This window comes from Chitinophaga sp., assembly GCF_036569185.1.
Classification (GTDB): Bacteria; Bacteroidota; Bacteroidia; order Chitinophagales; family Chitinophagaceae; genus Chitinophaga.
Genome location: NZ_DATCRD010000407.1, coordinates 16,160 through 41,314, shown reverse-complemented (window position 1 = coordinate 41,314; position 25,155 = coordinate 16,160). Strand labels below are relative to the sequence as shown.

17 protein-coding genes and 1 tRNA gene are annotated in these 25,155 nt (G+C 46.3%); 8 read left to right on the top strand and 10 right to left on the bottom strand.

Annotated elements, in window-relative coordinates:
* The coding region (locus tag VIM72_RS30680; protein ID WP_332006610.1) for an N-acetylmuramoyl-L-alanine amidase at nt 1–400 on the bottom strand (400 nt) is incomplete at its 3' end.
* Between the two features lie 326 nt (nt 401–726).
* Between VIM72_RS30680 and VIM72_RS30675 the strand changes: the two genes are divergently transcribed.
* Nucleotides 727–3,357: a putative LPS assembly protein LptD gene (locus tag VIM72_RS30675; protein WP_332006609.1), complete on the top strand. Its 2,631-nt coding sequence runs from the start codon at nt 727–729 to the stop codon at nt 3,355–3,357.
* 43 nt (nt 3,358–3,400) lie between these two features.
* On the opposite strand, the gene VIM72_RS30670 is transcribed toward VIM72_RS30675, so the two are convergent.
* Both VIM72_RS30670 and ung read right to left on the bottom strand, forming a co-directional pair.
* Nucleotides 3,401–4,144: a lysophospholipid acyltransferase family protein gene (locus VIM72_RS30670; protein ID WP_332006608.1), complete on the bottom strand. Its 744-nt coding sequence runs from the start codon at nt 4,142–4,144 to the stop codon at nt 3,401–3,403.
* Nucleotides 4,145–4,155: 11 nt separating this feature from the next.
* Nucleotides 4,156–4,827, bottom strand: coding sequence for a uracil-DNA glycosylase (gene ung, locus VIM72_RS30665; RefSeq protein ID WP_332006607.1), 672 nt, complete (start codon nt 4,825–4,827; stop codon nt 4,156–4,158).
* Between the two features lie 114 nt (nt 4,828–4,941).
* Between ung and VIM72_RS30660 the strand changes: the two genes are divergently transcribed.
* Nucleotides 4,942–5,015 (top strand) — tRNA-Arg (locus VIM72_RS30660).
* A 355-nt stretch (nt 5,016–5,370) separates the two neighbouring features.
* Here the strand turns inward: VIM72_RS30660 and VIM72_RS30655 are convergent.
* From VIM72_RS30655 to VIM72_RS30645, 3 genes are all read right to left on the bottom strand, one after another.
* Nucleotides 5,371–5,547, bottom strand: coding sequence for a hypothetical protein (locus tag VIM72_RS30655; protein WP_332006606.1), 177 nt, complete (start codon nt 5,545–5,547; stop codon nt 5,371–5,373).
* Nucleotides 5,548–5,582: 35 nt separating this feature from the next.
* On the bottom strand, nt 5,583–6,041 hold the full coding sequence (locus VIM72_RS30650) for a DUF6934 family protein (RefSeq protein WP_332006605.1): 459 nt from the start codon (nt 6,039–6,041) through the stop codon (nt 5,583–5,585).
* A 168-nt stretch (nt 6,042–6,209) separates the two neighbouring features.
* Nucleotides 6,210–6,623 carry a hypothetical protein gene (locus tag VIM72_RS30645; protein WP_332006604.1) on the bottom strand — a complete coding sequence of 138 codons (414 nt, stop codon included), beginning with the start codon at nt 6,621–6,623 and terminating at the stop codon, nt 6,210–6,212.
* A gap of 190 nt (nt 6,624–6,813) precedes the next feature.
* Here VIM72_RS30645 and VIM72_RS30640 point away from each other — a divergent pair, with 190 nt between their 5' ends.
* Nucleotides 6,814–11,445: a DUF3320 domain-containing protein gene (locus VIM72_RS30640; RefSeq protein ID WP_332006603.1), complete on the top strand. Its 4,632-nt coding sequence runs from the start codon at nt 6,814–6,816 to the stop codon at nt 11,443–11,445.
* 155 nt (nt 11,446–11,600) lie between these two features.
* Nucleotides 11,601–13,994: an ABC transporter permease gene (locus tag VIM72_RS30635; protein ID WP_332006602.1), complete on the top strand. Its 2,394-nt coding sequence runs from the start codon at nt 11,601–11,603 to the stop codon at nt 13,992–13,994.
* A 106-nt stretch (nt 13,995–14,100) separates the two neighbouring features.
* Here the strand turns inward: VIM72_RS30635 and ygiD are convergent, their stop codons facing one another.
* The 4 genes from ygiD to msrA all read right to left on the bottom strand — a co-directional run bounded on the left by ygiD (nt 14,101) and on the right by msrA (nt 16,742).
* Entirely contained in the window at nt 14,101–14,922 is an 822-nt protein-coding gene (ygiD, locus tag VIM72_RS30630) for a 4,5-DOPA dioxygenase extradiol (protein ID WP_332006601.1), read from the bottom strand.
* Nucleotides 14,923–14,963: 41 nt separating this feature from the next.
* Nucleotides 14,964–15,374, bottom strand: a complete 411-nt coding sequence (locus VIM72_RS30625; RefSeq protein ID WP_332006600.1) for an Rrf2 family transcriptional regulator — start codon at nt 15,372–15,374, stop codon at nt 14,964–14,966.
* 57 nt (nt 15,375–15,431) lie between these two features.
* Nucleotides 15,432–15,851: a hypothetical protein gene (locus VIM72_RS30620; RefSeq protein WP_332006599.1), complete on the bottom strand. Its 420-nt coding sequence runs from the start codon at nt 15,849–15,851 to the stop codon at nt 15,432–15,434.
* 243 nt (nt 15,852–16,094) lie between these two features.
* On the bottom strand, nt 16,095–16,742 hold the full coding sequence (msrA, locus tag VIM72_RS30615; protein ID WP_332006598.1) for a peptide-methionine (S)-S-oxide reductase MsrA: 648 nt from the start codon (nt 16,740–16,742) through the stop codon (nt 16,095–16,097).
* Between the two features lie 429 nt (nt 16,743–17,171).
* On the opposite strand from msrA, the gene VIM72_RS30610 reads away from it, so the two are divergent.
* The 4 genes from VIM72_RS30610 (at nt 17,172) to VIM72_RS30595 (ending at nt 25,137) form a co-directional block, all read left to right on the top strand.
* Nucleotides 17,172–19,292, top strand: a complete 2,121-nt coding sequence (locus VIM72_RS30610) for an endonuclease MutS2 (RefSeq protein ID WP_332006597.1) — start codon at nt 17,172–17,174, stop codon at nt 19,290–19,292.
* Between the two features lie 123 nt (nt 19,293–19,415).
* The gene (locus tag VIM72_RS30605; RefSeq protein ID WP_332006596.1) at nt 19,416–20,300 is read left to right on the top strand and encodes a helix-turn-helix domain-containing protein; all 885 of its coding nucleotides are present in this window, start codon (nt 19,416–19,418) and stop codon (nt 20,298–20,300) included.
* A 345-nt stretch (nt 20,301–20,645) separates the two neighbouring features.
* Nucleotides 20,646–21,839 (top strand): efflux RND transporter periplasmic adaptor subunit, encoded by a 1,194-nt coding sequence (locus VIM72_RS30600; RefSeq protein WP_332006595.1) that lies wholly within the window; start codon nt 20,646–20,648, stop codon nt 21,837–21,839.
* A 133-nt stretch (nt 21,840–21,972) separates the two neighbouring features.
* Nucleotides 21,973–25,137: an efflux RND transporter permease subunit gene (locus VIM72_RS30595; RefSeq protein WP_332006594.1), complete on the top strand. Its 3,165-nt coding sequence runs from the start codon at nt 21,973–21,975 to the stop codon at nt 25,135–25,137.
* Nucleotides 25,138–25,155 lie beyond the last annotated feature (18 nt).

Here is a 25,155-nt window from a genome sequence, read left to right as displayed (position 1 = left end):
TTTTATGGTAAACGGTTTTATAACCGGTTACTTTACGGATTTTACCGGTAGAATTACAGTGGATGGATACAAAAAGTTCCCCTTTATTATCGTTGGCAATCTGGGCTTTTTTACGGGGATCGTCGAAGCGGTCTGTTTTTCGTGTATACACTACCTTTACATCGGGCATATTTTCTTCAAGGATCTTTCCCAGTTTCAGCGCTACTTCAAGGGTTACCTGTTTTTCAGTAGAATAGCTGCCTTTGGCGCCGGGATCTTCACCGCCGTGGCCGGCATCAATTATAATCGTTCGTATAGGCTTGTCCTGTTTATCGGAAACGGGATTTGTTTTGGCCTGAATAAATAAGGTACAGGTGAGTAGTGTTCCCAGTCCTAAAATCCAAAATCGGTTCCAGCGCATGATTCTCATTTTAATGGGTGCTGTTTTTCACAAAAAATAAAAAAATAAGTTTATCTGTTAAATTAATAATCCGCTTGTTCCACGCGAGTTTCCGCCAGCTTTTATTATATTATCTTACAAACAATACAAGTTACCATTTGTAATAAATTGTATAAAATCTTGTAGGTTTGCCGCCATAACACATGAACGCTAGCTACAAAAATAATTATAAAAAGTTTTTTCGGCATACATACCTGGTTTTTGCCGGTATGTTCATCGCCATTCCCTTTATTATAGATGCAGTTGCGGGTGGAAGGCCACAAGTTGGTACGTATTTTAACAAAAGTTTGGCAGATACCACAGCGCCTACCCGGAAAGATACGGGTAAAATACCCAAACCGGCTGCCGCTCCCCGTGATTCCGCCGATTCCACCCAATTTATCAAAGGAGTGGATACCACCGGGGGAACGACCGTAGACACCCTGTTTGTACCAAAGATATCAAAAGACACGCTGGATGCCCCTGTAAATTATAAGGCGAAAGACTCCATTATCCTGATGGTGCCTGATAAGCGCTTCTATTTATATGGCACGGCTAACACAAAATACAAAACGATCGATCTTTCTGCCGAAAAAATGAATTTCGACCAGGAAACCGGTATTCTTGAAGCCACCAACGCCAAAGATACCGCCGGCAAGCTGTTCGGGGGGCCGGTAATGAACGACGGCGGACAAAGCTTTGAATCGGACACCCTCAAGTACAACTTTACCTCCCAGAAAGCAAAGATCTATAATACCCGCTCCCAGTACGGAGAAGGCTATATTCACAGCCAGCAAACCAAGAAAGCGGCAGATAACACCATTTTCGGTTTTAAGAACGGGTATACCACCTGTAACCTGGATACGCCCCATTTTAGCTTCAGAGCCCGTAAAATAAAGGTGATTCCCGATAAACTGGTCATCTCCGGGCCGGCTAACCTGGAAATTGAAGGGATTCCTACTCCGCTGTATATTCCTTTTGCCATATTCCCCATTACCCAGGGGCAGCGTTCCGGTATCCTGCCTCCACAATATGTGGTAAACCAGCAAAAGGGGATAGGCCTGGAAAACGGTGGTTATTATATCGGCCTGGGTGATCATTTTGACCTTACCATGCGCGGGGATGTGTACTCCTATGGTAGCTGGAGCCTTACCGCCAGTCCTACTTACCGGAAACGCTATAAGTACAATGGCGGGCTTAACCTGAGCTTTGCCAATACCCGCTTCGGCGATCCGGCGGTTAAATCGGAGTTCGCCACTTCCAAAGATTTCCGCGTTACCTGGAACCATAGCATGGACAGTAAAGCCCGCCCCGGTGTGAACTTTGGTGCGGCAGTGAACTTCGGAACATCTTCCTATAACAAATACAACGTGTATGACTATAACACCCGTGTAAATAATAATATCGGGTCGTCTATCACCTTTTCCAAAACCTGGCAGGGCAAACCCTATAACCTTACCATGGGTTTGAACCACTCCCAGAACCTTAGTACCCGCGATGTGTCTATCTCCTTTCCGGACGCGACCTTCACGGTAAATACCATTTATCCTTTCCAGCCAAAGGAAATGGTAGGCGCTCCAAAATGGTATGAAAAAATAGGCGTTTCCTATAACACCATCCTGCGGAACCAGGCTAATTTCAAGGATTCCCTGTTTGGCAAGCAAGCCATGTTTGACGCTATGCAAACGGGTATGCAGCATAATATCCCGATCTCATTCTCCATCCCGGTGTTTAAAACCTTTACTTTATCCCCGGGCATTAACTATACAGAATACTGGTATACGAAGAAATTTGTGCGTAAATGGGACCCGAATAAGTGGAATCCGGGGCTTGATACCGTAGGTGCTATTGATACCACTTATGTTCCCGGCTTTTACAGTGCCCGCGACATCAGCGCCAGCATGTCATTGTCTACCGCTATTTACGGTATGTATACCTTCAAAAAAACTTCCAAGATCAAAGCTATCCGCCACGTGATGCGCCCTACGCTGAGCGCCAGTTATCGCCCGGACCTCTCCAGCAAGTATTATCACGAGCTGCAGTATAACAGTGCGGGCGACAAACAAATGGTATCCGATTTTGACGGAGCCATCATCGGGGTGCCTTCTCCCGGGGCGTTTGGGGGTTTGAATTTTGGGCTGGACAATAACCTGGAGATGAAGGTATTCTCGAAAAAAGATACCACCGGGAACCACGAAAAGAAAATAAAGCTGTTGGATGGTTTCGGGATCAATGGCAGTTACAACCTGGTAGCCGACTCCTTTAAATTATCGACGTTCAGCTTGTACGCCCGTACCAACCTGTTCGATAAACTGAATATCTCCGCCAGCGGAAACATAGATCCCTACCAGGTGGATGCCCGCGGTCGCCGCCTCGATAAATATGTATGGCAGCAGGGCAAGATCAGCCTGGGCCGTTTAACCAACGCCAGCATTTCCATGAGCACTTCGTTCCAGTCGAAGGATAAAAAGAGCCAGCAGAAGGAACAGAAGATCGATTCCCTGGAAAATGCGCAGAGTGCGGATGCTGCTTTTGCGGCACAGCAGCGGCAACTGCAAATGGTGCGCAACAACCCCGGCGAATACGTGGATTTTGACATTCCGTGGCGGGTGGATCTTTCCTATAGCTTATCTTATACCAACACTATTATTCCCGATTCCGGCGGTGTGGTAAGGCGTATCACCCAATATGTAAGTTTTAATGGCGACTTTAGTCTTACGCCTAAATGGAAGATAGGGTTAAACAGTGGTTTTGATTTCACCAATATGCAGATCGCCTATACGAATATGTATATCTCGCGGGACCTGCACTGCTGGCAGATGTCCATTAACCTTATTCCATTTGGTACGTTCCGGCAGTTTAGCATTACCATTAACCCGAAGGCGGGTATTTTGCGTGACCTGCGGATAAACCGATCGAGACAGTTCCAGGATCTTTAACGAAAACGGGGATGGCCATTGGCTATCCCCGTTTTCGTTGTTATTATTTCAGGTTGTTGCTTTCGTAATAATCCCACATCAGGCGGAATACTTTTTCTTTGAAAGCGGGAATATCGTCTCTTGTCATCCCGGTGGTTTGCAGCGGAGGCAGGAAATGATAATCGATACGATGCGGCCATGCAAAAAATTTCTTTCCTACAGGTAATATTTTTTTGGTGTGAAAGAGCAGTGATGGCATCAGTGGTGTTTGTGTGTCGATAGCCAGTGCAAAGGCGCCGTCGTAGAAGTTCTTTAAGGGCTGATCCGTGCGGTTACGCGTGCCTTCAGGGTATAGCAATATATGTATACCCAGGCTGAGCGCATTTTTCATTTCCACCACGCTTTGTTTGCGGCTGGCTTCACTGCTGCGGTCTACCAGGATACCACCTATGCGGTACAGTACACCAAACAGGGGTACTTTAGCGAGTGACGCTTTTGCAAGTGTTTTATTGACGCCGGGAATTTCTGCTGAAGTGACCGGAACATCGATCAGTGAATTGTGATTACAAACTACCACATAGGTTTGTCCGGGCGCAAAATATTCCAGTCCTTTTTTTCGTACAGGGCAGCCGATCAGCGGCATGTATACCTTCATCCATAATCTTCCGAAGAAGAGAAAACCTCTGGTTCTCCGTGGCTCCGGCGTATAAGAGATGATCCAAACGGGAATGAATATGACCAGCATCGTGAGCGCAAACATCACCAGCATCCATGCTGCGAATATTCTGCCGAAGATATTTTTAAACATAGGGTGTTTTTTTATAGTCTCCAGTCTACCGGTGCTATGCCTGCCTTTGTGAGTATTTCATTGGTCCGTGAAAAATGTCTGCATCCAAAAAAGCCTTTATCTGCGCTGAAAGGAGAGGGGTGTGCAGCCTGCAGTATATGATGTTTTGTTGCGTCTATCAGGTATTGTTTATCCTGTGCGAAGCGGCCCCAGAGGAGAAATACTACATCACTGCGCTGATCGGAAATTTTGCGGATCACAGCATCTGTAAAATCGCCCCAACCTATTTTGCTGTGAGAGGCGGGCTCTCCTGCTCTTACGGTAAGAAAGGCGTTCAGCAACATTACACCATTTTCCGCCCATTTGGTAAGATTACCGCTGTTGGGTATTTCCAGGCCGAGGTCTGTTTTCATTTCCTTGTAAATATTCACCAGTGAGGGAGGTGGTTTCACGCCATCAGGCACAGAAAAACTGAGCCCATGCGCCTGTCCTGCACCGTGGTAAGGATCCTGGCCGAGTATCACTACTTTTACTTTGTCTATTGGTGTTTTTTCAAAAGCATTAAAGATCAGGTTGCCGGGGGGATAGATCACTTTACCCAGTGCTTTTTCATGTTTAAGAAACATTACGATCTGATCGAAATAAGACTTATGAAATTCATCTTTCAGCGCTTCCTTCCAGCTAGATTCTATTTGTACGTCCATACTGATATTTAAAGAAAAATAAATTAAATTTGATTTATTGGGAGTTTTTTACATAAATTTGCACTCCCAAAATGCGAGATAAATATAACATTTTATTTCACATTTTGAAGATAAGTCTCGGTAGCTCAGCTGGATAGAGCAACTGCCTTCTAAGCAGTAGGCCATTGGTTCGAATCCAATCCGGGACACGAAAAGAAGAGGAAAATTGCGGAAGCGGTTTTCCTTTTTTTGTTTCCTGAAATTGATATGCTTGTCGGAATCAGCTTAGTTCCAAGCCAAAATCATCATAAGTCTGAAGAGAATTTGAAAGGGTTTATGATCACGGCTCATACGCTTGATGATCCATTGTTCCTGTGAAAGTTTCTATGGTATAATCAGTGAATCATTTCAATTGCAGCTTGATATTTTACTTCTGCTCAGACGATACATTTTTTCAATTTCCTCCGTTATTATCTGTTGCAGTAGAAGCAATTTGTACTTGTATTAAAACAAATGAGGGTATCTCATATCGAAATACCCTCATTTATTTTACAAGTTTAATTATTATTTATTAGCAGGTAAATCTTTAGGGAGGCCCCATTTACCTAACACTTCTTTAGCTGTTTCTACTTTTTTTACAAAAAAATCCTCCTTGCTATAGTCCTTCATTGACTTTTGAACCTTAGCATTTCCCCCTTTGAGAGCTTTTTCCTTTTTCTTCTTTATAAACTTAGAAAACATAAAAAATCTCCATTTTAACTTATGTGAAGTTAGCATTATTTTTTAATAACCAGAAATGCGTCATAATTTAAGCCTGGCTCAAATTTTTTCCATGAACCATTGAACAGCCCATATATAACAAACAATTTTTCAACTTCGCTGAGGTGAGCGTTAATTCCCATTTGATAAAGCCTGGTTCTGGCAGGAGAACTTCCCTGAGCAAAGATCGGTAAATTTCCATACTCCTCGCAGTAAGAGATTATTGTACACGCTACTGTTGCAAGAATTTTATCTCTATCCTGATTATTGGAGGCGGTTGAATCGTCAACTTTTTGTTCTTCCTCGTTCCAATCCCCAAATCCCAGATTAACAACCTGCCTTCCGTCAGGCCATACCGCATCAGGGATTGGCTGGTAGTTAACAATTTTTTTTATCGTTCCATTGGGGCCAACACTATCAAAAGAGAAACTGGCAAATGTTGGATCTGTGAAACAATCATATCTGTCAAGATTCATCTCTGGTTTTTTAGATAGATCGCAATATAAATCTAATTGTGATGCACCTGCTATTTACCAGTAGAAAAAAGCAGGCATCGAAATAAATTCATCCCTGCTGTGTGTTGTAAACAAGAAACGCTTAAAACAAAAGACCAGGATTTTCCTGGTCCTTGCTCCTAAAAAAAATTACCTCGCCGTATCCTTCAGCCATGGCCTTCTCCCCGCTTCCAGTATAGGCAGATTCGCTTCCGTTGGCACATAGATCACTGCCTGCGGATTTTTCTCGATGTTATCGATCCACAGCCAGTGCAGGTAGGCTTCATTGTTGCGCAGCGATTCGCCGATGATCTGGTTGGAACGGGCCACGCCATGCGCGCGGATGGTATCTGCAGCGGCCAGCATAGTAGCGCTTTCCATTTTGGCGCGGGCTTCCGCCACGGCTACTTCTTTAGACGCCTGTGCATGCGCCAGCAGCGCTTCCCCTTCCATGCGCTGGGAATACACTTTGTATTTAGGGCAGCCCCATAATCCAAGTATAACCAGGCCGGTAAACACTAAAAGAACAAAAGTGGAGAGTGAAATAATAGATCTTGTATTCATATGGGTATATGTTCTGCACCGCAGAACGGGGTTTGGTTTCAGGCCACAAATATAGGTATATAATTACATGCAGGCAGGCGCCTTCACGGTAACGCCTACCCCGGAAAGCGGGATTTTCCCCGTTTGTATACTTCTTCTCCTTCTTCACCGTTTATTAAAATTATATTTGTAGCGCTTTATTTTGCCAATTATGATCGCATCCATATTAACCAGGCTGGAATCCTCCCGGAAGGAATTACTGGATTTGGGCCTCAGGAATCCATTGTTGAATTACAAGTTGCCAGCCGGCAAAGGTTTACATATTGTAGAAGAACAATCTGCTGCCATTTATGACATACTGGTGCGGGAAGGTAAAACCATGTCGTTTCTCGGCCGCCCGGAAAAGAAGCAGGAAGAGGAAACAGTACAGTATAATGAGCCGGTATCCAAAGACGCGTTCACCGATACCCGTTTACAAACCAACGAAACCCAGGTAACCCTGCATTCCCGGCTGCTGAATACCTATTATGCTGCACGGATGAGCATGGAAGAGCAAGGGGTCAATATCCTTTATATTGCACTGGGCATGCTGCAATGGTATGAGGCTCCCGGCAGTGAGGAAGCGCGCTTTGCACCGCTGATCATGGTGCCGGTGCTGCTGGACCGTTCCAGTGCCAGGGAGCGTTTCCGGTTGAAATACTCCCTGGAAGAAGTAGGCGCCAACATTTCTCTCCAGGCGAAAATGAAGGCGGATTTTAATATTGATATCCCGGATCTGCCGGATACAGAAGACTTTGACGTGAACGCCTACCTGGCGGAAGTAGCCGCGGCAGTGGAGCACATTCCCGGATGGAAAGTAGCCCCGGATGCAGTAGAGCTGGGCTTTTTCTCCTTTGGTAAATTCCTGATCTATAACGACCTGGACGTCTCCAAATGGCGGCAGGAAGATGACATACTTACACATCCGGTTATTCAAAGCCTTTTTGGCGGCGGATTTTCGGATACTACGCCTCAGTTGGCAGACGATGTGTTCATTGACAACGACACCAATGCGCATGAACTGTTCCAGGTAGTGGACGCCGACAGCTCCCAGATCATGGCGATGCTCAGCGTGCAGGAAGGCCGTAACCTGGTGATACAGGGACCTCCCGGAACAGGCAAATCACAAACCATAACCAACATTATTGCCGATGCCATCGGGCGCGGAAAAAAAGTGTTGTTTGTAGCGGAGAAAATGGCGGCGCTGGAAGTGGTGAAACGCCGGCTGGATAATATACAACTGGGAGAAGCCTGTCTGGAGCTGCATAGTCATAAAGCCAATAAAAAAGAACTGCACCAGGAACTGCGAAAAGTGCTGGAGCTGGGGCGCCCGTCTATCCGCAAGTTACAGGAAGAAGTGCTGCTCCTGGATAATTACAGGAAAGAACTGAACGATTATTGTCTTGCTATAAACGGAGCTGTAGAAAAAAGCGGTTTAACCGCGCACCAGGTAATAGGCTACCTGTTACGGTTAAACGAAGAAACCGCCGGCATTACAATACCCGCTATACAAATACCGGACATTGCACAATGGGATGCCGCGGCTATGAACAAGGCCACCGCCATGGCATTGCGGATACAGGCATGTTTGCAGGAAACCGGCGTACCGGCCAACCTTGCCTTCCGTGGCAGCCGGCTTACGGTATTATTACCGCATGAGCAAACTGCGTTTGCGCAATTACTCAAAGAGGCGTTAACGGCGCAGGAGGCATTGATGCAAACTGCTTCCGCTATCGCCGGGAAGATGAGTATTCCATCTCCCAAAGATATTACTGCTATACATGCACTTATTGATGTTTGCTCGGTGCTGGCAAACCAACCAGATCTCCACGATATAGATGTTGCCAGTAAAGCATGGCTGCAGCAAAAACAGGACATCACCGAATGGCTGGCTGCAGGTATGGCGGCTACTGCGGTGCAGGACCAGTACCAGGAGACCTTTATTCCTGAAGCCTGGGAGCAAAACGTAATGGAGATCCGGGAAAACCTGCTGGCGCATGGTCATAAGTGGTACAAATTCCTCATAGGCGCTTACAAAAGAAGTAACCGGCAGCTGGCGGCTTTATGTAAACAGGAGCTGCCGCGCGACAAGGAAGATAAACTGCAGTATGTAGACGCGATCATGGAGTTCAGGCGCCAGGATGCATTACTGAAAGAACATGCTGCCCTGGGCCGCGAGCTGTTTGGCAGCAGATGGCAGAAATCGCATACCAATTGGCCCGCATTGCAGGAAGTTGCCGGTTATATAACGGAGCTGCATACACGCGTTTCAGCAGGTACCTGCCCCCCGCAGGTGATAGCATGGCTGCAGAACAACCGCAACGCAGCCGAAGCGGTTACGGACCAGCAACAGCTCACCCAACAGTTACAGGAACAGCAGCAACGCAACAGCGCTGTGCTTGACCGGCTGGAGATGCCGGCCACACAGTTCCCGGTGTTGCTGGATGCGCAGCAATGGCAACTGCAAACATGGACAGATAAACTGCCGGAGATACACCATCTTATTGCATGGAACAATATAACGGAAACGGCTATACAGGAACAGCTGGGATGCCTGATTTCACCGGTACAGGACTGGGAAGGAGGGGCCAGGTTACTGAGAACGGCCCTGGAGAAAACATGGTATGAATACCTGGTCGAAACAGCAGTGAAATCGCAACCGGCGCTTCGTAAGTTTGAACGGGCAAGCCATGAGGAAATAGTGGAGCAATTCCGGAAACTGGATGTATTGAATCTCCAGTATAACCGCGCCCGCGCTGCTTTACAGCATTGGGAACAAATGCCCCGCATGGAAGCAGGCGGACAGGTAAATATCCTGCGTACAGAGTTTAATAAAAAGGCACGGCATATGCCTATCCGCAAACTGATGCAGGAAGCCGGACTGGCCATACAGGCCATTAAGCCGGTGTTTATGATGAGCCCATTATCTATCGCCAACTTCATACCACCCGCTACACTGGAGTTTGATCTTGTTATTTTTGACGAAGCCAGCCAGGTGAAGCCTGTAGAGGCTTTGGGAGCTATTTTGAGGGGCCGGCAGCTGGTGGTTGTGGGAGATAATAAACAGTTGCCTCCTACCAGTTTCTTCGATTCGCTTACCCGTGAAACTGATGATGAAGAAAATGTAACGGCAGATATGCAGAGCATACTGGGACTATGTGATGCACAGGGCGCGCCGCAACGTATGCTGCGCTGGCATTACAGGAGCCGGCATGAATCGCTGATCACTTTATCGAATCATGAATTTTATGAAAATAAACTGGTCATCTTCCCCAGCCCCGGTGATAAAGAAAGAAAAGGGCTGGTATTTCATCACCTGAAAGATACAGCATATGACCGTGGTAAAACCCGCACCAATCCAAAGGAAGCGGAGATTGTTGCGGATGCGGTAATGGAGCATGCGCGTAAACATCCGGGGTTGAGTTTAGGAGTAGTAGCATTCAGTACTTCACAACGGCAGGCGATCAGCGATGCGCTGGAATCCCGGCGCCGTAAATCGCCGGAACTGGAATCATATTTCATGGCGCACCAGGATGAGCCTTTCTTTGTAAAGAACCTGGAAAACGTACAGGGAGATGAAAGGGATGTGATCTTTATCTCTATCGGTTACGGACGTACGGAGGAAGGTTATGTGGCTATGTCTTTCGGTCCGCTGAATAATGAAGGCGGCGAAAGAAGGCTCAACGTATTGATCACCCGAGCGAAAATGCGGTGTGAAGTATTCACCAATATCACCGCCGATGATATTGATATGAACAGAACAAAAAGTTATGGCATACAATCGTTGAAGAACTTCCTGTATTTCGCGCAGCACGGAAAACTTTATATGACAGCGGAAACAGGGCTTCCGGCTGAGAGCCCTTTTGAAGAAAACGTAGCGGCAAAGCTGGAGGCGCTCGGTTATACCGTTCGCAAACAGGTAGGATCAAAAGGATTTTATATTGACCTGGCTATTGTTGATGCGGAAAACCCGGGCCGTTATATATTGGGGATAGAATGTGATGGTGCGGCTTATCATTCTGCGCGTTCTGCCCGCGACCGTGACCGTTTGCGGCAGCAGGTGCTGGAAGCCATCGGCTGGAAGATCCACCGGGTGTGGAGCACCGACTGGTTCCGCAATCCGGAGCGGGAGCTGAACCGTTTGGTGGGAGCTATCGAAAAAGCAAAAGCGGCGGTGGCTATCGACGACCAGGTGGCTGCAGATGTAGAAAAGGAAGCAGCAGAAATAATAACCAGGGAAGCAGTGCCCGAAACAGAAGAAGAAGTGCCGGAGTATGAAATGGCCGTGCTGCCCGATGAAATCAGGGAACAGGAATTCCATCTTTCACCGATTGGCAAATTATGTAACTGGATAGAACAGGTAGTTACTGTGGAGAGCCCGGTTCATTTTGATGAGCTGGCACGTCGTATGGTAGAAGCGGCGGGCATTACCAGGGTAGGTCCCCGTATCCGGGAAATATTGCGTCATGCAGTGCGGCATTCCGATGCCGGCAAGCGGATAAAGATCAAAGGTCAGTTCCTCTGGCATACTTCGCTGCCAACACCGGTAGTGAGGAACCGCAGCCAGTTACCGGCTTCCGCCAGGAAGATCAGCTACATTGCGGTGGAAGAAATAGGCGTAGCACTGGAAAAAGTGGTGAAAGATGCTGTAGCTATTCAACGGGAAGACGCAGTGCCTTTCATTGCCAAAATGTTTGGCTACAGCCGCGTTACCGAAGAAATGAAAGAAGAGATCCTTAAAGCTATTGATATCAGTATTGCCAATAACCTGGTGCAGCAGGAAGGAGACCTGCTGAAGGCGTGATATCGTACAGGCAATGTACTGAAACCGGACATATGTAATATGTTGATATGTGTTTGGCGCTGGTATAGAGTATAGGCATGGGATGGCATGTTTTTGCTTTCCAGGTGTGGAGAAGAGAAAGTGTGAGATAGTCATCAACTTAAAAATTTCTCCCGATGTTTCGAAATCATCTCCTGATAGCATGGCGTAACCTGGTAAGGTTTAAATATTATTCCCTGATCAATATAGCCGGGCTTTCTATAGGTATGGCCGCTTGCTGGCTGCTCCTTCTTTATGTACAGCGGGAAACCAGTTATGATAATTTTTACCCGCAGGCAAATCGTATATACAGGGCCGTTAACCATGCCACATGGTCGGGCGGAAACCTCCACCTGGCCTCTACCTCTGCCCCCTTCGCCGCAGTATTAAAGAAAGATTATCCTGAAATAGAACAGATCACCAGGGTGGAAACAGACGGTGGCGCTGCATTGAAATACGGGCAAAAGAAACTGGAAGTAGGGGATATGTTTTTTGTAGACAGTACCTTTTTCGAAGTGTTCAATTTCCCGATGGCGGCAGGAGATGCTGCTATTGCGCTGGCACAGCCCAATTCGCTGGTGCTCACACGTAGTCTCGCCAAAAAACTTATTGGCAGCCCCGAAGAAGCGGTAGGGAAAACCATTCTTACGGAAGACAGTACCGCTTACACAGTTAGCGCTGTGATGGAAGATGTTCCGTCGAACTCGCATTTTTCTTTCAGCGGGCTGCGGGTAATGCCGCGTGATTACAATGCCAATGGCTGGCAGAATTTCGACGTATATACTTACCTGTTACTACAGGACGGGGCTGATGCCAAAGCGCTGGAAAGCAAACTGCCGGCGTTTTTTGAGCGATACCTGAAACCACGCATGGGAGAAGTGACCTATAAAATGGAATTGCAACCAGTAAAAGATATTCATCTCCATTCGCATCTTGATTATGAAATATCGGCCAACGGAAATATCCTGTACATCTATATTTTTCTTTGCATTGGTTTACTAACATTACTGATTGCCTGCATCAACTATATGAACCTTGCCACGGCCCGTGCCAGCGCACGTATACGGGAAGTAGGCGTACGGAAAAGTATGGGATCCGGCAGGGAGGAAATTGCGCGCCTGTTCCTGACAGAATCCATGCTGCTTACTTTTTTTGCAGCGCTTACCGCAATGGGACTGGTAGCCTTGTTACTGCCCTGGTTCAATGGTTTTACCGGATCGCAGGTGCAGCTGTGGCAGTTCGGCGTATTAAGAACGATTGCGGTGATGCTATTGCTGGCTTTACTTACGGGATTGCTGGCGGGTGTTTACCCGGCGGTATTTATGTCTGGTTTTAAAGTGATCAACTCACTGAAAGGCAAGCTGGGAAATAGCGGTCATGTAGGTTTCCGTAAAGGACTGGTTACTTTCCAGTTTGTGATAGCTATCATTCTAACAGGCAGTACCATGATAGCATACGACCAGCTGCAGTACATGATGCATAAGAATCTTGGCTTCAATAAAGACCAGGTATTGTCTTTCCATTTACCGGACCAGCAAATGCGGAATAAGATCCCGGTACTGAAAGAGCAGTTGTTGCGCAATCCGCAGGTACAGCAGGTGGCTGCGGCCAGCAACCCTATTGGCCGGAATAATATTGGCGGCCATGGCTTTTTCTTTGAGCAGAACGGTAGTATTTCGGATGCTTCAGTTATTGCACAAAACTATATGGTAGATGCGGATTACCTGAAAACACTGGGCATTACGCTGAAAAGCGGCCGAAATTTTTCGGATACCGGAGAGTCGGATATGCATCATGCAGTGCTGATCAATGAAACCCTGGCAAAAACACTGAACTGGACTGATCCTATCGGGAAACGGGTACAATTCAAAATAGACCAGGAGGGAAACCGTGCTGAGCGTGTAGTCATAGGCGTTATGAAGGACTTCCACATTTATTCCCTGCAGCACAAAATAGCGCCGCTGGTACTGGAAATGCCGCCCTTTACCAGCATGGAAGATAATATATACGTGAAAGTGAGCAAAACAGATATTCCCGCTACGGTTGCCTATATTGAAAAGGTATTTCATTCTTTTGATCCGGGGCACCAGTTCGATTACAGCTTCATAGACCAGAATTTTGCGAAACAGTATGCAGGCGAGCAAAAACAGGAAACCATATTTATGTTGTTCGCTGTACTGGCATTGTTCATTGCCTGCCTGGGGCTCTTTGGCCTGGCCGCTTTCACCGCTGTGCAACGGACAAAGGAAATAGGTGTGCGCAAAACGCTGGGCGCTACTACGGGGAACATTGTGAAGTTATTATCAAAAGATTTCCTGCAGTTGCTGTTGATTGCTGCGGTGGTAGCTTTCCCTGTTACCTGGTGGATCATGGACCGGTGGCTGAATAACTTTGCTTACCATGCGGGCATCAGCATCTGGGTGTTTGTGCTTACCGGAAGCGCGGTGGTAGTAATAGCGCTGGCCACTGTGAGTTTCCATGCGGTGAAGGCTGCGCTGGCCAATCCTGTGAAGAGTTTAAGGGCTGAATAAAAAAGGGCAGTGCAAAAAATATTGCGCTGCCCTGGTTGGTTCGGGTACCTGTTGAAGGCTTATTGTTTCAGCGATTTCCTAAGCTTTCACTTTACCCTTGTATCATTTAAGCAGTTTTAAAACATCGCATGCTGATACTGCCGTTTTGTATTTCTTCGTAAGTAAATTTTATTTCCTCGTTTTTATCGACCAGTCCCAGGGTATAGATCATGGGGAGATAGTGATCGTTGGTAGGAACCGATAGTTCCGCTTCCCTGCCCAGGTGATGATAGTTCACCAGGTCGGCAAATGCGCCCTGTTCCAGTTTATGTTTCACGGTTTGATCGAAGGAAATGGCCCAGTCGAACGGTTTGGCATTATCAGTAAACAGTACCTGCCGGAGATTATGCACAATATTGCCGCTCCCCATAATCAGCACGCCTTTATCCCGTAACGTTTTCAGTTCTGCCGCCAGTTTAAAGTGATATTCCGGTGGCTGGTGGTAGTCGATGCTTAGCTGGAATACAGGAATATCCGCCAGGGGATACATATGTTTGAGCACTGTCCATGAACCGTGGTCCAGGCCCCAGTGATCATCTTCTATCACATTGGTGGAAGTGATGAGTTGTTTGGTTGCCCGGGCCAGTTCCGGTGCGCCGGGGGCGGGGTACTGTACAGCGTATAGCGCCTCCGGGAACCCGCCAAAGTCGTGAATGGTTTCCGGTTGGGGCGCTACCAGTACATGAGTTCCTTTGGTAAGCCAGTGGGCGGATATTACGAGAATGGCGCTGGGTTTTTGAGGCAGGTCCTGTCCCATACTCCCGAGTGCCCGCGTAAAGGGATTGTCCATGATACCATTCATGGGATTGCCGTGCCCGATGAACATTACGGGCATGCGGGCGCTGTTTTTAAATTCGCCGGTAATGTTTTTGAGATCGTTGAGTTGCATGCTATTCCTCCAGGTGGCAGCGATGCCTTTGATGATAAAATTTATGCGAACTGGCGTAAGAAGTCGGCCAGGCTCATTTTTTCCAGTTTATGCAGCAGGGCCCCCTCAATTTCCTGGTAGAGGTGGTCCAGATGCTGGTTAATCTGTTTCCCTACAGGGCAATCGGGGTTAGGTTTGTTTTTACTGTTTCCCAGCAGTGATGCCTGTTGCACGGCGTGATACACCTCCGAGAGCCGGATCTTTTCGGCTGGTTTGGCGAGGGTGGCGCCGCCGTTTTTGCCTTCCTTGCTTTCTATAAGCCCGTGGTTACGGAGGTTGCTGATTTCCTTCCGTACCAGTACCGGGTTAATGTTAATGCTGCCGGCAATATAGTCGGACGATAGAAGTTCCCCCTCTGCGCTGGCCAGCAGCGTGAGAATATGCAGTGATATGGGAAATCTACCGTTGTTCATTCTGTAATTTACTTTATTACAGTACAAAAGTACAATAATAGGAGGGAACGGAAAAATTTATCTGTGGGTATAGAAATAAACGACGCTGGCAATGATGAGCACCAGTATAATAAGGGCGATCACGCAACCATTCCGGCTGGGTTGTTTAACGGCGCTGGCCACGCCACGGGCGCCAATCAGGGCTTCCACGGCCTCTTTGGCTTCCAGGAGGCCAATATTGGTGTCCGGGAGCTTATTCATTTCTGTCAGGTAGTATTTAATGGCGTGTAATTTCCCGGAATGCAGGCTCAGTTGTATAGCCTTTTCTTCTATAGTGCGTTTAGTAGCTGAATTTTTCCGTTTCTCCGGGGATGTTTCGTCGATAACTACCTTTTGACAGCTCTGGCAGATAACCAGTACGTTAAAAGGGTCCTTTTCCGGTATGGTACGGATTATATCCGTGCTCCCACACCAGGGACATACTTGTACAGTGCTCATTAATGGTGGAACTTTTTATAACTGCTGCATAAGTTAATAAAAGTTTTTCAGGTTTCAGCTATAACCATAAGGCAGTAGCAGGAAGATTATTCCCGGGTGACAGAATATGATAAGCCGTAAATACGCCATATTTAATAGATACGGCTTAAATACTGCTCGGATACGGCGTATATAGGGAGAATATACGGCGGAAACAGGGAGTATCTATACTGTAGCCCGGGAGTGTCTTCGTACTAAGCCTCCTCAGGGCTGTTTTTTCAGATGCCCGGCAAACGCTTTTTTGAACTTTTCCAGTTTGGGCTTGATCACAAAGGTGCAATACGGCTGGGACCCGTTCTGGTTATAGTAGTTCTGGTGATAGTCTTCCGCCTCGTAAAAGGTGGTAAGCGGCGCAATTTCCGTTACAATGGGCTTGTCGTATGCCCCGGATTCCTGCAATTTCTTCTTGTAAAACTCCGCTTTCTCTTTCTGGTCCTCACTATTATAGAAGATCACGCTGCGGTACTGGGTACCCACATCGTTGCCCTGCCTGTTCAGCTGGGTAGGGTCGTGGCTCAGCCAGAAGGCCTGTAGCAGCTCCTCGTAACTGATTTTAGCCGGATCGTAAGTAACCCGGATCACTTCCGCATGGCCGGTGGTACCGGTGCATACCTGTTCGTAGGTAGGATTGGGCACATTGCCCCCCGCGTAGCCGGATTGTACTTTAATTACTCCGTCGAGGTACTGGAACTGGGCTTCTGTACACCAGAAGCAGCCGCCTCCAAAGGTAGCAGTGGCTGTTTTTTCATTGTTGGTTACTTCCATATCTCCTGGCACTTTGTCTTTTTTTTGCTGGGCGCAGGCGGAAAACGCCAGGGCGATCAGGCAAATGAATATTGAATACTTTCTCATAAAAATAATATTTCAAAGATGCAGCTTTTTTTTATATGTCCGGAGCCGGTGCTGTTAAGGCGTTGCAGCTATTCCGGGCACCATTAAAACGCCTTTCCTTTTTATAATTTACGTAATATATGATGGAGGAGACGGACAAGTTAAGTAACTTTAACATTCTTTTGCAGTTTCCGGGTACTCAGGAGCGCCCCGGAAACCGTCCAAAAGCATACGTCAGCAGCAGCAGGAACCGATAGTAAGCCGGAATTGCCGGATAACGTTTGATAGCATAATGACAATAAAGATGAACAAGAATTAATTAATTTTCCCGGATCAGCTTTCTCCGCCACTATATTGGCAGCGCCTTTGCGCGCATATGAACGTAAACCTTTTACGCAGACACGAACAATACCCGGTTGTTGGTGCCTTTTTACTTTAAATAAATAACACTTGAAATATTTTCCTGAATCTGCGTTGATGCAGTTGGAATTCGACAAAGTACAGGCTTTGCTGCAAGAGCATTGCAAAACAGAGCTGGGCAAGGAAATGGCCGCAGCCCTCCGCCTGCACACGCATATAGATTACGTAAAAACAGCCCTGCAACAGGCACATGAATATAAACAGCTCACCCTGTTACAGGAAAACTTTCCGAACGATTTTATACTGAACCTCAAAAGGGAGCTGCGCCTGTTGTCGATCGACGGTGCGGTACTTACCGGGGAACAGGCCATGCTGCTGCGTAAACTGGCAGAAAGCATGCATAGCATTGTCCGTTTTTTTGATCACGACCACCGTACCCAGTACCCGGCGTTGTATGAAGTGATCAAAGAAACCCATTACGAAAAAAAGATCACTGCCACCATCGACGAGGTACTGGATGAAACCGGGCAGGTAAGGGATAACGCCTCCCAGGAACTGGCCCGCATCCGTATTTCGCTGTACCGCAAGCGCACGGAATTACGCCGTGTGTTCGACCGCATCCTGCAGAAGCTGCAGAAACTCAACTACCTGGCCGACCAGGAGGAGGCTTTCCTCAACGGGCGCAGGGTAGTGGCCATTTATGCGGAAAATAAGCGCATGGTAAAGGGGATCATTCACGGGGAATCGGATACCCGTAAAACGTCTTTCCTGGAACCGGAAGAAACCATCGAGCTTAATAATGATATACAATCGCTCGAAAGGGAGGAGGGCCGCGAGGTATACCGTATCCTTAAAGCCATGACGGCCGCATTAAGCGGGTTTTCCTTCCTGCTGAACGGCTATCATGAAATACTGGGCACCTTCGATTTTATCCGGGGAAAAGCCAAACTGGCGCTGGATATGGACGCCAATTACCCCATGCTGGTGCCGCATTCGCAGCTCAACCTGGTGCAGGCTTACCACCCGTTGCTGCTGCTTTATAACAGGAAGAACCAGAAGCCTACCATCCCGGTGAGCATTAACCTGGATAAAGACGCGCATATCCTGGTGATCAGCGGGCCTAACGCTGGTGGTAAAACGGTGACCCTGAAAACCATAGGGCTTATCCAGCTGATGCTGCAGTCGGGCCTGCTGGTACCGGTGCACCCATCGTCGCAGATCGGCATCTTTAAACAGCTGATGATCCATATTGGGGATACGCAGTCGCTCGAATTTGAGCTGAGCACCTACAGTTCCCATCTCAAGAACATGAAATACTTCATGGAAAACGCCAATGGCAGAACGCTGTTCTTTATAGACGAGCTGGGAAGCGGATCAGATCCCAACCTGGGCGGCGCGTTTGCAGAGGTGATCATGGAGGAACTGGCGAAGAAGCATGCGTATGGCGTGGTTACCACGCACTATCTGAACCTGAAGGTAATGGCCAACAAGGTGAAAGGGATCGTTAACGGGGCTATGGGCTTTGACGAGCAAACCCTGATGCCTATGTATAAACTGATGGTGGGTAAACCCGGCAGTTCCTATACGTTCTCCATTGCGGAGAGGATCGGTTTGCATCCCTCGCTCATTGCGCGGGCCAAGAAACTGGTGGATGAAGGGCATTTCCAGCTGGATAAACTGTTGAACAAAGCCGAACAGGATCTGCAGAAAATAGAACAGAAAGAGAAAGAGCTACAGAAATTACTGAAGGAAAATGAGCGTTTGAAAAAAGAGTATGAGATCCTGGCAGATAAGGAACGTAAGCAGCAGCAGTATACTTTGCTGAAATTACAGAACCAGATCAAGGAAGATGACCTGCAGTACCTGAAAGATATGGAGCGTAAGCTGAAGCAGATTGTGATTGAGTGGAAACGCGCCGACGATAAGGAAAAAGTAATGAAGCAGGCAGAGATCCTGTTGTTCCGCCGCAGGGAGAAGCAACACACCGAACATCTCAATAAAAAAGTACAGGAGAAATTTGAGGAGATCAAGGGCCAGATAGAAGTAGGAATGCAGGTGAAGATTGTGACCAACCGGCAGGTAGGCAAGGTGCTGGAGATACGCGACAAACGCGCCATTGTGAAAATCGGTAATATCCCTATTAATGTGAAGCTGAGCGATCTTGTACTGGTGCAGGAAAAACCTGTGGAGAAAGTGGAGGATGGGAAATGATATAGCAGATAAAAGGAAGTGATATAGAAATTATCTATACTCGGTATAGTTGGAGCAACAATATTTATTCAACTACCTTTACTGCTCAAATTTATTGATGGTTACCTATAAATTAGTAAACCAATGGAACTATTAGAACGTGTTGTAACACGAAATTCGGGTGTACAGGTTTATAACTGCGACTACGCAGAAGGGGCTAACTTTTTCATGAGTGAATGGAGTGGACTTGAATGTATGGGCGATATGAATGTTCCCCATCGTCATAACGGATACAGCATAGATATATTGATAAAAGGCAGCATAAGGCAGTCGATCGATTTTAAAAAATATGATATGACAGCGCCTGCGCTGATGCTGATGGAGCCAAACCAGGTACACCAGCATGAAATGAGTGAAGATGCAGAGTTGATTAATATATATTTCACCAACGATTTCCTGGTGCCCGAAATGCAGGGAGTGGTGAGTTGCTGGCGCTGTGTGTTCAGTTCCGGTATGGTGCCGTTGAACGGGGAGCAGCTGGAAGAAGTATTGTCGTATGCAGACCTGATCAGGAAAGAATACAACGGCGACAAGCTGCGTAAGGAAGCGATTATCCGTAATCTTTTAAATGCCTTTGTGATTGCATGCGGACGTATTTCTGAGCCATCCGGCAACTGGATGAATGCAGAAAGTTCACAATATAATATTGCACGGCAGTTTAAAATCCTGGTTGATCAGCATTTTCATGAGAAAGCGCAGGTATCTGACTATGCGGAAATGTTGTACGTTTCACCGGGACACTTAAATGACACGGTAAAAGCGTTGCTGGGAAGAAATGCAAAATTCATCATCGATGAAAAACGCATTATGGAGGCAAAACGGCTACTGTATTGGGGTGAGCACTCTATCAAGCAGATCGCGGCGCAGTTGAATTTTGAAGATGATGCTTATTTTAACCGCTTTTTTAAGAAGCATTCTGGATTCACTCCTGCATCATTTCAAAAGAGTATCCGTGAAAAGTACAATTAAACCCGTAATAATTTAAACGTTCGTTAACTTTAAATATCTATTTTTGCACTGTGTTTAAAATAATGATGTCGCCCGTGCATCATTCAAAATTTGAAAACCGATGAGAATTTTTTAGCGGCCAACCGCAAATCTTCAATTTCTTTTTTTACAGTAGTAACAAATTGCTGTGCTCAAACGTGTAATGTGCTGTAACATTACAGGTGTCTGAGTGTTGCGGGACTACCTACCTGTATTTCAAAACCCGATTGCTGTCACTGATATTGATTGCTGCGAAGCAAGGCTGCCATGTATTGGCCTTGATCGTACCGGGGAATTTTATTGTTAGTCGTTTAAAACAAAGTAGTAATGAAACCATTGAAATCACCATTGACCACATTGCCGGCAGGCTTACTTTATAGTTTTTTTGTTCTTTCGGTATTGTCTGCCTGCAGCACATCGCAGGCAAAGAATGAAGCACTGCCGCCAGCATCTTTACCTGTAATTAAAGCAGTTACATTGCCTGCTACAACGTTTCAGGATTTCCCTGCTTCGGTAGAAGGAACCCGTGATGTGGAAATAAGACCACAGGTAGACGGCTATCTAACCGATATTTCGGTAGATGAAGGTGCTTACGTTAGAAAAGGTCAGACACTTTTCACGATCGACAGAAGACCTTATGTAGAGCAACTTAACAATGCTACTGCAAATTTACAGGCTGCAACAGCGGCATTAGAGAATGCACAAATCAACGTTGACAAATTGAAACCGCTACTTAGTAATAATGTAGTATCGGATGTTCAATTAAAATCTGCCGAAGCAAGTTACAACTCTGCGAAAGCTAATGTAGCCCAGGCAAAGGCCCAGGTAGAAGCCGCCCGTATCAATCTTGGGTTCACAAATATTACCGCACCCAGCGATGGTTATGTAGGTAGTATTCCCTTTAAAACGGGAAGCCTTGTTAGCAGAGGAATGACAGGCGCATTGACTACTATTTCTGAAGTAAAGGATATGCGTGTTTATTTTTCTTTGAGTGAAACCGATTTTCTCAAATTCAAGGAAAAATATCCGGGCAATAGCATTGCTGAAAAAGTAAAAGCAATGCCAGCGGTAGAATTAGTCCTGGCAGATGGAAGTGTTTATCCTGAAAAAGGAAAAGTTGAAATAGTGGAAGGGCAGTTTGACAAGACTATTGGTGCAATTAGTTTACGTGCCAGCTTTCCTAATGCACAGGGAGTACTTAGAAGTGGTAGCACCGGTAAAGTCAGAGTACCTACTTTATATGCTTCTGCATTGGTAATTCCCCAGGAAGCCACATTTGAACTGCAGGACAAAGTGTTCGTTTATACAGTGGCCGATAGTAATAAAATCGTTACAAAACCACTCACCATTTCCGGCAAAACGCCTAATTATTATTTTGTTACTGATGGCGTAAAAGTGGGAGATAAGATCGTGTTATCTTCTCAATCTACCATGATGACCGGTGGTTTAAAAGATGGCGTTGTTATTCAGCCACAGATGGTATCTGTAGATAGTTTGTTGAAAGCAAAGCCGCTGCTTTAAAATTAAGCGTGAAAGCACGCCGGTGTTAAGAACGCTTACACAAAACATTATTCAATTGCGACGCAGGCAGTGTTGTTATACACATGCACTGTTTGTGTTCGTGCGGACATACCGCAACCCATAATTATTATTTATGTTAAAACGATTTATTGAAAGACCGGTGTTATCTACGGTTATTTCTATCATATTGGTTATACTGGGAGCGTTGTCTTTATTCTCCCTGCCTACGGCTTTATTTCCTGAGATTGCGCCGCCATCTGTACAGGTAATAGCCAATTACCCCGGCGCCAACGGGGAGGTGATAGCCCGTACAGTTGCTACCCCCATAGAAGAATCGGTAAATGGCGTGGAGAACATGACGTACATGACCTCCAATTCCAACAACGATGGTAGCTACACACTGACAGTTTATTTTAAACAGGGAACGGATCCTGATATTGCGGCGGTAAACGTACAAAACCGCGTATCCAAAGCTAATAGCCAGTTACCTCCGGAAGTATTGCAAGCCGGGCTTTCTACACAGAAAGTGCAGAGCAGCTTCCTGATGTTCGTGGCGATATATAGCGAGGATAGCGTGAAGTACAACGAACTGTTCTTAAGTAACTATGCAAGAATTAATATCATCCCCCAGTTACAACGTATACCAGGGGTGGCACAGGTACAGCCATTTGGTACAAAAGATTATTCGATGCGTATCTGGTTGAAACCAGACAGGCTTGTTGCCAATAATCTTTCTACAACAGAGGTGATGAATGCGATCAAAGATCAGAACGTAGAAGCTGCACCAGGGCGTTTGGGCCAAAGTAGTAAAGAATCTTTCGAGTATATTATTAAGTACAAGGGAAAGTTGAACAAGCCTGAAGAGTATGAAAACATGGTGATTAAGGCAAATAATGATGGTTCTGTTCTTCGCCTTAAAGATCTGGCCAGGGTTGAACTTGGGGGCTATGCTTATACCGCCTCGAATTTGCTCGATGGCAAACCGGCTACCGGTTTTGGTATTTTGCAGACACCGGGTTCCAATGCCAATGAAATTCTTACCGAACTGGAACACCAGATCGGGGAATATGAAAAGGCGTTACCCGATGGTATGAAGTTTAAGATCATGTACAACTCGAAGGAATTTTTGGATGCATCTATCGACCAGGTAAAAGAAACACTGATCATTGCGTTCATCCTTGTGGCCATCGTGGTTTTCGTTTTCCTGCAAGATCTGCGCTCTACATTGATCCCGGTAATTGCGGTTCCTGTTTCGATCATAGGTACCTTCTTCTTCTTACAGCTATTCGGCTTCAGCATTAACCTGCTTACATTGTTCGCATTAGTACTGGCTATTGGTATTGTGGTGGATGATGCCATTGTGGTAGTGGAGGCGGTACACTCAACGATGGAACGTGAACATTTACCGGCAAGAGACGCAACCGTTAAAACGATGAGTGAGATATCCGGCGCGATTGTTTCGATCACATTGGTAATGGCAGCAGTGTTTGTACCAGTGAGCTTTGTACAAGGCCCTGCAGGCGTATTCTATAAACAATTCGCCTTTACACTGGCCATTGCTATCTTTATTTCTGCGGTGAATGCGTTAACGTTAAGCCCGGCGTTGTGCGCTTTATTCTTAAAGAACCAGCATATAGGCGAAGGTGGAGAGAAGAAAGGTTTTGGCGCCCGCTTCTTCGATGCATTTAATACCGCTTTTAATGCAATGACGGCAAGATATATACGGAGCATCAAATTCCTGCTGAAGAACAGATGGGTGGCCATTACCGGATTATTGCTTGTGGTGGTTGCTACAGTTTTGCTGATCAAAACAACACCTACCGGGTTTATTCCGGATGAGGATCAGGGATTCGTAATTGGTATTACCCAAACACCTCCCGGTAGTTCACTTAGCAGAACAGAGAATGCAACGAGCCAGATCAGTAAAATTACGATGAAAGACGAGGGTGTGAGCGATGTATGGGCTGCAAATGGGATGAACTTCGTAACAAATGCGAACGCTTCTCCTAATGCTGCGGTATTTGTAAGGTTAAAAGATCGTAAGGAGAGAGGGGTTGTAAAAGACCCGACTGCTATTGCAGGCGGTTTGTTAGGCAAATCAATGCAGGTACATGATGCCCTGACTTTTTTTGTTGGTTTTCCAACAATACAGGGTTTCGGTAATGTGAGCGGGGTAGAAATGATGTTGCAGGACAGAACAAACGGATCGCTCGAGAAATTAGCAGGAACGGCATGGGGTTTTATTGGTGCATTAAGTCAGCGGCCGGAAGTGGCAAGTGCGTTCACTACTTTTAATACGGGGAATCCACAATACACCATTGATATAGATGATATAAAAGTGAAACAACTGGGTGTATCTGTTGGTGATTTGTTGAATACGCTGCAAACCTATTATGGTAGTAGTTTCGTTTCAGACTTTAACCGTTTCGGGAAATATAGCCGCGTAATGGCGCAGGCCGATATTTCATATCGCATGGATAAAAGTTCGTTGGATGCTATTTATGTAAAGAACAACCTGGGTACGATGGTACCGGTAAGCACGGTGGCCAAATTCACACGTGTATATGGCCCGGAAACAGTTACACGAAACAACCTGTATAGCGCTGTTACCATTAATGCTACACCCAAACCAGGTTATAGTACCGGTGATGTAATTAAAGCCATTGGAGAAGTATCGAAGAAGGCGTTGCCACAAGGATATGCCTATGAGTTTACAGGTATTACGAGGGAAGAGATAAGAGCGGGTAACCAAACTGCGTTCGTGTTTTTATTGAGTGTATTGTTCGTATTCTTCCTGTTGGCTGCACAATATGAAAGCTATATCCTGCCACTGGCAGTAATCCTTACCGTACCTACGGGTATATTAGGCGTATATAGTTTCATTGGCTTTAGCGGTATAGAAGGCAATATCTACGTACAAATAGGTATGATCATGCTGATAGGATTATTGGCAAAAAATGCGATCCTGATCGTGGAGTTTGCCATACAACGGCGCAGAGCGGGTTATAAGCTTATTGAGGCGGCTTTGGAAGCAGCACAGCTTCGTCTTCGTCCAATATTGATGACTTCCTTTGCCTTTATTGTTGGTATGTTGCCATTAATCTTTACACAAGGCGCATCTGCCAAAGGCAACCATTCCATCGGTTGGAGCACTGTAGGCGGCATGTTTACCGGGGTGATCCTGGGGGTATTCATCATACCTGTGCTGTTTGTAATTTTCCAGTTCCTGCAGGAGAAAATCAGCCGTAAGCCGATAGCGGAAGTGGAAGCAGAACATACGGCAAAGCTGGCGCACTAAAATATTAGCATTATCTAT